This is a genomic window from Sagittula marina (genome assembly GCF_014196795.1).
Lineage (GTDB): Bacteria > Pseudomonadota > Alphaproteobacteria > Rhodobacterales > Rhodobacteraceae > Sagittula > Sagittula marina.
The window spans coordinates 19,418-27,594 of sequence record NZ_JACIEJ010000024.1 but is presented as its reverse complement, the minus strand read 5'-3'; the positions used below and the strand labels follow the sequence as shown (position 1 = coordinate 27,594).

Below are 8,177 nucleotides of genomic sequence, written 5' to 3'. Positions count from 1 at the left end.
GGCTTTTGGCTCGCAAAGAACACCGTGGCCTTTTTTAAGATTTCCCTTTCCTCCTTGAGAATGCGGTTCTCGCGGCGCAGCCGATCATTCTCTTGAATGAGGCTCAAATCCGTAAGCGGGAAGGCGTGGCCGTTCAGGGGTTGTAGTTCCACGGCATGAGGGCATTGAGTTCCGCACTGGGCCACTGGTTGGCGATGCGCTCCAAGGTCTGGGTCAGCCAGGCGACAGGGTCGACGCCGTTCATTTTGCAAGTCTGCAGGAGCGTGGCGATTGTGGCCCATGTCCGGCCTCCGCCGTCCGATCCGGCGAAGAGGCTGTTCTTCCGGGTGATGGTCTGGGGTCTGATCGCACGTTCGACAATGTTGGAATCCAACTCGACGCGGCCGTCGATCAGGAAGCGCTCGAAGATCTCCCGCCGCGTCATGGCGTAGCGCAACGCTTCTGCCAGCTTGGACTTGCCGGAGATGCGCGGCAGGGTCCGTTCCCACAGCGCGAACAGCGCCGCGACAATTGGTGCCGAGATAGCCTGGCGGGCAACAGCGCGGGCTTCGGGGCTTTGTCCGCGAACAGTCGCCTCGAGCGTCCAGAGCTCCGTCATCATTTCGATCGTTTCTGTGGCGACATCGGATGCACCGGTCGTGTGCAGTTCATAGAAGCGGCGTCGGCTGTGCGCCCAGCATCCCGCCAATAGCGGACCATCATTGCCGCCGTCCTTGCGTGCCAGTTTGCTGTAGGCGGCATAGCCATCCACCTGCAGGATACCGCGATATCCTCCGAGATGCCGCCGCACACAGTCTCCGGACCGGCTGTCCTCGAAGCGATAGGCCACCATCGGCGGACCGCTTCCGCCAAAAGGCGTGTCGTCGCGGGCATAGGCCCAGAGCCAGGCTTTTTTCGCGCGGCCGGTGCCGGGGGCGAGGGTTGGCAGGCTGGTCTCATCCGCAAAGACCCTGTCGCCTTTCAGGATCTCGCCCAGGACATGGTCCGCGAGGATATCCAGCTCGAAGCCAACCCGGCCCATCCACTGGGCCATCAACCGGCGGTCAAGGTCCACGCCATCACGGGCATAAATGCCCTCCTGGCGATAGAGCGGCAGGCCGTCGGCATATTTCGAGACCGCGATCTGCGCCAGAAATGCTTCGGTCGGCAGGCCGCTCTCGATGATATGGCACGGGGCCAAAGCCTGGATGACGCCGTCCCAGCCCTTGAACGCATATTTCGGACGGCGGGTGATGATGACCCGGAACTTCGCCGGGATCACATCAAGCCGTTCGGCCACATCTTCACCGATCAGCACCTTCTGCTTGCCGGCATGTTCCGGCAGGTCGTCAGGCTCGATGACCACTTCGATGCGCTCGAGGTGCGGCGGAAAGCCTTTGCGTGGCCGGGGTGGCCGCTTCTCCTGTGGAGCCTGGCCCTTGCCGACCTGCGCCCGTAGCGCCGAGATACCCGTCTCGATCTCCTCGAAGAGGAAAGCCTGCTGCGCATCCTCATCATCCGGCACGGCAGAACCGAGCTTCTCGGACCGTCGTCCGAACCGCGCCCGATCATAAGCCTTCAGGATCTGCATCAGCCGCTTGATCCGCTCGTCGGCATCCGCGTTGCGGGCTCTGAGCGTCTCGATTTCACGCTCCAGAACCTCCGCACGGGACGCTTGCACCGCCATGGCGCGCACCATGGATTTCAACTGATCCATGTCGTCAGGAAGGGGGAGTTCACTGCTGCTCATCACCTTCGATTAGAGCATGTTTCCCCTTGTTTTGCTCGCGTTTTCTTCATGCAGAAGCGCAAATTATCACTGCTGCAGGACCGTTTAACCAACAGTTTCGGGGCGCCGAACGGCGACCGGCCGGACCCGTTTCCAGTCCAGTCCATCCACCAGCGCCATCAGCTGGACAGTGTTCAACTGGACCCGGACATGACCGACCCGCGGCCAGCAGAACCCGGCTTTCTCCAGACGCTTCGCATAAAGGCAGACCCCACTACCGTCCCACCAAACGATCTTGATCCTGTCCGCCCGCTTTGCGCGGAACACATAAAGTGCCCCATTGAACGGGTCGCTCCCCGCATCACGGACCAGCGCAAGCAAGCTGTCCGGTCCTTTGCGGAAGTCAACAGGGTGGCTGGCCAGAAAGACCTTCACGCCGGACGGGATCATGCTGTGCGCACCGCACGAATGATCCGGCGCAGCGCAGCCTCGTCGAGGTCAGGGCTGAGGCGGATGATAACACCGCCCACCACGATCTCCACCATTGGCACGGGTGTGCCGGGTGAAACATCCCTCGCCTGCGCCTTCAGGAAAGCCTTGCGCCAGCCAAACAGCTGCGGTGGCGAAATGCCCAGACGGCGGGCCAGCGCTGAAACGTTCACGCCCGGCTCCAGCGCCGCGGCGACAGCCCTCTCCTTGAACTCATCAGACCAACGGCGCCGCTCGCCGACTGGCGCACCGTCAAGCCGCTCTGTCACAGCCTCGATCAACTGTAAGCTACCAGTCGTAGGCATAGGCGTAGAACTAGTCGTAGACATGGAACCCCGGCGCTTGCATCAACATCGCAAACCTAACCCGGAACAGGCAGCCGATTAACCCACGGGGCTGCCTTGTCGCTTACTCAAATCCTCTTTCGACACCACGTCCGTCTCTCGGCTTGCTGTGATCCACTTGTTCAGCGTCGACATGCCGACACCCAGATCGTCAGCCACCTGCCTGCGCGTCAGCCCACTGGTCAACGCGATCCGCACCGCGTCCTTGCGGAATTCGTCCGTCCGTTTCAGTCCCATATTCAGTCTCCTTTGTTGCAGTAAATGCTATCAAAGGAGCGGCATCAAACCGCGACAGGTCCAGGATATGGGGGAAGAGAACCGTCACCTGAGGCGCGTGTATGCTGAGATGAGCATGCAGAAAGGCCTACTGAAGGTAGCCCTTGGAAAAAAGCGCTGAGGCCATCTTACAGGCGGGAACCTCTCGGGACATTGCTACGCAATGCTCTACGGTCAGTGGATTGAACCACGCCGGGTTTGCCGGAGACTCCAACTCCTGGGTAGGATCGAGCTTTGTGAGCAAGACGGCGCACAAATTTCCTCCCGAAGTGCGCGAGTGTGCGGTGCGTCTGATCCTCGACAATGAGGGGCGGCATGGGTTGCGCTGGCAGGCTGTCATGTCGATTTCCGCGAAGACCTTCTGTGCGCCGCAGACCCAGAACGCGTGGGTCAAGAAGGCGGAGACCGAAAGCGGCAAGCGCGCTGGCATCACGAAGGACATGGCACAGAAAATGAAGGCGCCGAAGCGGGAGAACCTAGAACTGCGCCAAGCAAATGAGATCCTGCACAAGGCCAGCGTTTATTTTGCGATGGCGGAGCTCGACCGCCCGTCCAAGTGATGGTTGGGGGTCATCCACTGCCAGCAGGCGTTTGCAAGCAAAAGTCGATAGGAACGACCATCGTGGTGAGCTTGGGGTCGAGCCACTCTGCAAGAGCCTGCCGATCTCCTCCTCCCCCTATTATGACCACTTGGCGGCGCGGGCCGACCCAGCCCGGCTGTGGGCTCCTACGCATGGGCAAGAAAACCGGCTAGCACCTCCCTAACAAGATCAATCAGCGGCAGGCCTGTTAGAATTTGCTGGACTGAGACGTTTGATGCTGAATGTCCGCGTTGAGGGCCCGGGGCGTCAGTCCGGATAGCGATGAGTTCGCTATTGTGCCTGATCTGTCTGTCAAAGTGACACCCTAGCTTCCATAACATCGAGGATTGAAACTACCTCACGACCCCCTTGCTCCTGCCGCTTGACAAATACAGGATCAGTTACCCAGAACTTTTCATATGCAGTATAACTCAAGCGTCTACTCAGGGCGAAACAGTACACGCTTTGCGAGCATTGCGTAATCTAAATTCTGACAAGCCAAATTATAAGACAGCGCTTTCATCTGCTGGATGTCTGCATTGAAAGTCGCACAAAAAACATCCGCCAACGAAGTCTTGCTATTCAAAAACCAGCCGTTCTCACCGCTGTCGCTCAGCAGCGCGCGGCTGACCGGCGCATCATTTAGCGCAAAGGCACAACGGCAGCAAACTGCTTGTTCGTTGGTCGAACTGTGTGTGCCTGGGTTCAGATATACATCGGTCGCGCAGAGAAGGTCGGTCAGCTGTTCAGGCTGCTGCCAGCCAAGGAAGCGGATGCGCGGGTCGGAGGCGATCAGCGTCTCAAGCCGTGCTTTCTCGTGGCCATCCAGCAATATGCCCCCGATCAGTAGTACACTATCCGGGGGCGCATGTTCGATGAAGGCAGTCAGCGTCTCGATGGGTTTGCGGCGCAGGCGCATCTTGCCGGTATAAGCAAAAGCGATGGTGTCCGCCGACAGTGACAGCGCAGCGCGGGTCCGGTTCCGGCGGGCAGCGTAATCGGGGTCATGCACCGGATGGCCACCCATGGGGAACAGCTCGATCCGGTCCTTCGGCACGCCATAGACATCGTGCAAGAAATCGCAGCGTTCCGGGGTTACGCCAAGCAACTTATCGATCTCGGGCAGTGCTGCCTGCAGGCACTGGCGATAGTACAGTTTGTGCAGGACCTCGCGTGCAACGAAGCCCTGAGCGCTGTTGCTGAAATCTGTATGACTGTCGACGTAAAGAGGCACCTCGGGGTGGTTGCGCGCATAACGCGCCACCGTGTTGATCTCGTAGGCACCAGCACCGTGAAACAGGATCGTGTCCGGGGCAAAGGCTTTGATGGCCTCGTAGACCCCCTCATAGACCCGTAATTTGCGCATGATCTTGTGCGGTAAGAGCCGGTGGTAGGGCAGTCGGATCACCCGTGCGCCATCGCTGCCCATGTATTCGCAGGGAGAGCAATAGATCATTTGCGCCTTGGCGTCGTAGGTCTCTGTCGAAGCGATGACCAGCACGTCATGGCCATCCTTTACGTGCTGACGGACAAGCTCGTTCTCTTGATAGCTCCAGTCATCGATGTAGAAGCACGACAAACAAAGATGCAGAATTTTCACAGAAGGCCTCTGGTATTGAGGAAGGTTTCAGGGTCGGTGAACTGCGCTGCGGCGGCGGTCAGGTCGTCGTCCGACCAAGTCCACCATTGCGAGGCCAGCAGCCCGTCGGCAATCTCGGCGCGGAACCGGGGCCGGATCGGCCGCGCGGGGTTCCCGCCTACGATGGTGTAGGGTGGCACATCTCGTGTCACCACCGCGCCCATGCCGATGACAGCGCCGGTGCCGATGCTGACCCCGGCCCGCACGTGTACCCCATGGCCAATCCAGACATCGTGACCGATCCGGGTGCGCGGCAGGTTGTCGTAGCGGTGGCGGGAAAACTTGTCCTTCACGATGGCCCGGTGGGACAGAAAGACCGGGCTGGTCGAGACGAATTCCATCGGGTGACCTGAGCCGCCGATGTATATCGCATCGGACAGCGAACAGAAGCTGCCAATCTCGACCTCGACGATAACGCAGTTATGCCCGCAGTAGGAATGACGCCCGATACTACTATTGACGATCTGGCTGCCTCCGGCAACCGCCGCGCTTTTGTGGATGTCGCTGTTGCGGATCGCGGTCAGGCTCATCCGCTTTTGTAGCCGTGCCAGGATATAACGCAGCGAGAACAGGCCGAGGGTTGTGCGATGGGATGTGTGTTCGGCGCGGCTCATAAATTTAAACCTTTGAAATTAAAAAGTTTTTGTCAATGCAGGATCTGGACGCGGCCGGGTGCCACATGGATGTCACTCGACGGTCCGCCGAAATCACTGACAGGTATACGCATGCGGCCCCTGCCGTCTAGAGCTAGCGCAGCCAAGGGGGCGGCGTACGCAGTGTTATCAGCGCGTTAACTTGCACTTCGGAAAACAAGATCGAGCTTGAAAGTGCCGGGACTACCCTCAGCGGGCCCCCGCCAAACCGCGGAGAAAAACATGGGATTTTTGAACCTTGCCAGCATTCAAGCCAAGGATGGCTTGAATAGCCCGATCAAAAAGGTCGAGCTAGAAGTGTTTATCGCTGGAACCGACCATCATGCTCGGCTGTTCCGGGATAGCAACCTGACGGATTCCATCGCCAACCCGCAGCGCTCTGATGCCACTGGCACGTTCCGGAGCTGTTATACCTTCGACGGGGTTTACCGGCTGGTCATGTACTCGCCAGAGGGTGAATTTCTGCAAAGTTATGATGGCATAAAGGTAATTTCCGACGAAGAGGTTGAAGACGTACATGTCTTCAACTCCGTGCAGGAACTGCTGTCCGATACCACTCTGTCCTACGACATTCCAGCTGGGGCCAACCGGGCCGAGGCAGGACGCACCGTGCGCCTGACCTATGCGCCATTTATCTTCTACGTCAGCAATCCCGGGCCTTCGGTCCCGCCCGAAGGTGAGCTGGGGGAGGCAGGCAATATCAATCGCCAGACCTATGCGCCCTTCATCTACGAGATCGCCGCGCCGGACGCCACGGACCAGCACCTGACCACTGCAGGCGGGGTGAAGCTCTACGTCTACCCAATCAACGGTTTCTACGACGGGCGGGCCTTTGGTGCGCGCCACGACGGCATCTCGGACGATGCGCCAGCCTATGCCGCCGCTTTTGCCGCCGCCGAAAGCTCGGCGCTTGTCGAAGGCGTGATTGGGGTCTTCGTCGCGCAAGGCGTGAGCTTGTGGAACAGCCCGGTTTCCGCTCAGCTCTCTGGCAATCACTTTGCCGTCCGTGGCACGGGGCGCCGGTCGAGCGTCATCAAGGCCGGCCCAGGGATGGCAGGAGGCGCAATGCTAACCATCGGCCAAGAGCAGGGCATTTTTTCCCGGCACGAGATTGAGGGTATCGGCTTTAACATGAACTACACCGCCGCCACGGCGTTGGACATGACCTTCTGCCGCTACAGCGACGTGCACCACTGTGATTTTTACAAACCAACCACCGGCTCGATTTGCATGCGCATGGGCCGCTGGGTGAACCGCTTCTGGATGAATCAGCTTAATGGCAGGAAGTCGGGCGGCGGTCAGGCCGGTATGCCGCTGCTCATCCACAGCGAAACAATCAACGACATGCAGATCTGGGGCAACAGCATCTCGAACTTCATGGAACCGCTAACCTGCGAGGGCAATCCGCATGACCTCAAGATCTGGAAGAACACCTTCGACTTCATGATCAAGGCGGCCATCTTCCTGAAATCCGGCGGGCGCAACGTCACCGTCAACGGCAATTACTTCGAACAATGCGGCACGGCGGATGCCGAGGGTGTGCCGATCGCGGCCCAGTCCGGCGGCACCGCTCCCTATTCCGCAGTGATCGTCGGTAGCCATGACGGCACGAGCTCCAATACCCTCATCGAGAACCTCGTGGTGGAGAAGAACCAGTTCGCCAATTGCCACGCCGACCGTCTCGGTCTGTTCAGCGGGCTGCGGGGCCTAGTCTGGAAAAGCAACCACGCCCTGCGCAACTATACCTATCCCTACGCGGTCAGCTTCGTCGAAGCCTGTGTCGGCCAGTCGGTGCAGTTCCTGACACAGGTGCGGATCGACCAGACCAACTACAACGCGCAGTTCGCCCAGCTGGTGCAATTCGGCGGCAGCAATCCAGAAAACGACCACAACGGGATGCAGATCATCGAACGGCGCGACGATGTCCGCCCGCTGACCCACGCCGTGCGCGACCTTGTGCCGTCGGACCTGACGAAATGGACCCTGACCGCCGGCAGCGTGACCCAGAGCGGCACCTTCGAGGCGGTGCGGCCAGTCTATGCGCTGACCGGTGACGCCGACATGCGCATCGACATCCCTCTTGATGCCAAGAGCGGCTGGAAGCGCCGCTACATCCGCTGCAATGCGCTTAACAAGGGGACTACCGCGGTGTCGAACGGGGTCGTCTTCGACGTGCTCATCGATCGCGGCGCGGGCATGACCACCTTGGCCAGCAGCTCGCGTTCTTCGGGCAGCAGCTGGGGCAGTTCCGGGCGCAACATGACACTCTATATCCCCGAAGATACGATCACCGTGCGCTTCCGCCTGCGCCAGATCAACGCCTCCGACACGGCCTACGTCACCGCGCTGAGCGTGGACAGCGCCTCGACCGATCTGCGCTGGTAGGAAGGTACGAGCCTGCCTCTCACGATTCAAAACCGGTGTCCGACCTACACTAGCTCGGGCACAAGGCTTGACGATAGTAGAGGCAATCGTGTTCATTGGTGC

7 protein-coding genes and 1 pseudogene are annotated in these 8,177 nt (G+C 59.7%); 2 read left to right on the top strand and 6 right to left on the bottom strand.

What is annotated here, in order from left to right; genetic code table 11:
* Window positions 1-133 precede the first annotated feature (133 nt).
* The 4 genes and pseudogenes from tnpC to GGQ68_RS23370 all read right to left on the bottom strand — a co-directional run.
* Window positions 134-1,729, bottom strand: a complete 1,596-nt coding sequence (tnpC, locus tag GGQ68_RS23385; protein WP_183970321.1) for an IS66 family transposase — start codon at window positions 1,727-1,729, stop codon at window positions 134-136.
* A gap of 84 nt (window positions 1,730-1,813) precedes the next feature.
* Entirely contained in the window at window positions 1,814-2,158 is a 345-nt protein-coding gene (gene tnpB, locus GGQ68_RS23380; protein WP_183970319.1) for an IS66 family insertion sequence element accessory protein TnpB, read from the bottom strand.
* Window positions 2,155-2,502, bottom strand: coding sequence for a transposase (locus tag GGQ68_RS23375; protein ID WP_221235714.1), 348 nt, complete (start codon window positions 2,500-2,502; stop codon window positions 2,155-2,157). The genes tnpB and GGQ68_RS23375 overlap by 4 nt, the downstream gene beginning before the upstream one ends.
* Before the next feature lie 96 nt (window positions 2,503-2,598).
* Window positions 2,599-2,778 (bottom strand): annotated as a pseudogene (locus tag GGQ68_RS23370) (transposase); the annotation flags it as partial.
* A gap of 221 nt (window positions 2,779-2,999) precedes the next feature.
* Between GGQ68_RS23370 and GGQ68_RS23360 the strand changes: the two are divergent.
* Complete coding sequence (locus GGQ68_RS23360; protein ID WP_183970325.1) at window positions 3,000-3,377, top strand: hypothetical protein; 378 nt, start codon at window positions 3,000-3,002, stop codon at window positions 3,375-3,377.
* Between the two features lie 460 nt (window positions 3,378-3,837).
* Here GGQ68_RS23360 and GGQ68_RS23355 read toward each other — a convergent pair whose 3' ends face one another.
* Together GGQ68_RS23355 and GGQ68_RS23350 are read right to left on the bottom strand one after the other, a co-directional pair.
* Window positions 3,838-4,998, bottom strand: coding sequence for a glycosyltransferase (locus tag GGQ68_RS23355; protein WP_183970315.1), 1,161 nt, complete (start codon window positions 4,996-4,998; stop codon window positions 3,838-3,840).
* The gene (locus tag GGQ68_RS23350) at window positions 4,995-5,651 is read right to left on the bottom strand and encodes a CatB-related O-acetyltransferase (protein ID WP_183970313.1); all 657 of its coding nucleotides are present in this window, start codon (window positions 5,649-5,651) and stop codon (window positions 4,995-4,997) included. The genes GGQ68_RS23355 and GGQ68_RS23350 overlap by 4 nt, the downstream gene beginning before the upstream one ends.
* Window positions 5,652-5,912: 261 nt before the next feature.
* On the opposite strand from GGQ68_RS23350, the gene GGQ68_RS23345 reads away from it, so the two are divergent.
* Window positions 5,913-8,075: a hypothetical protein gene (locus GGQ68_RS23345; protein ID WP_183970311.1), complete on the top strand. Its 2,163-nt coding sequence runs from the start codon at window positions 5,913-5,915 to the stop codon at window positions 8,073-8,075.
* The last annotated feature ends 102 nt before the right edge of the window (window positions 8,076-8,177 follow it).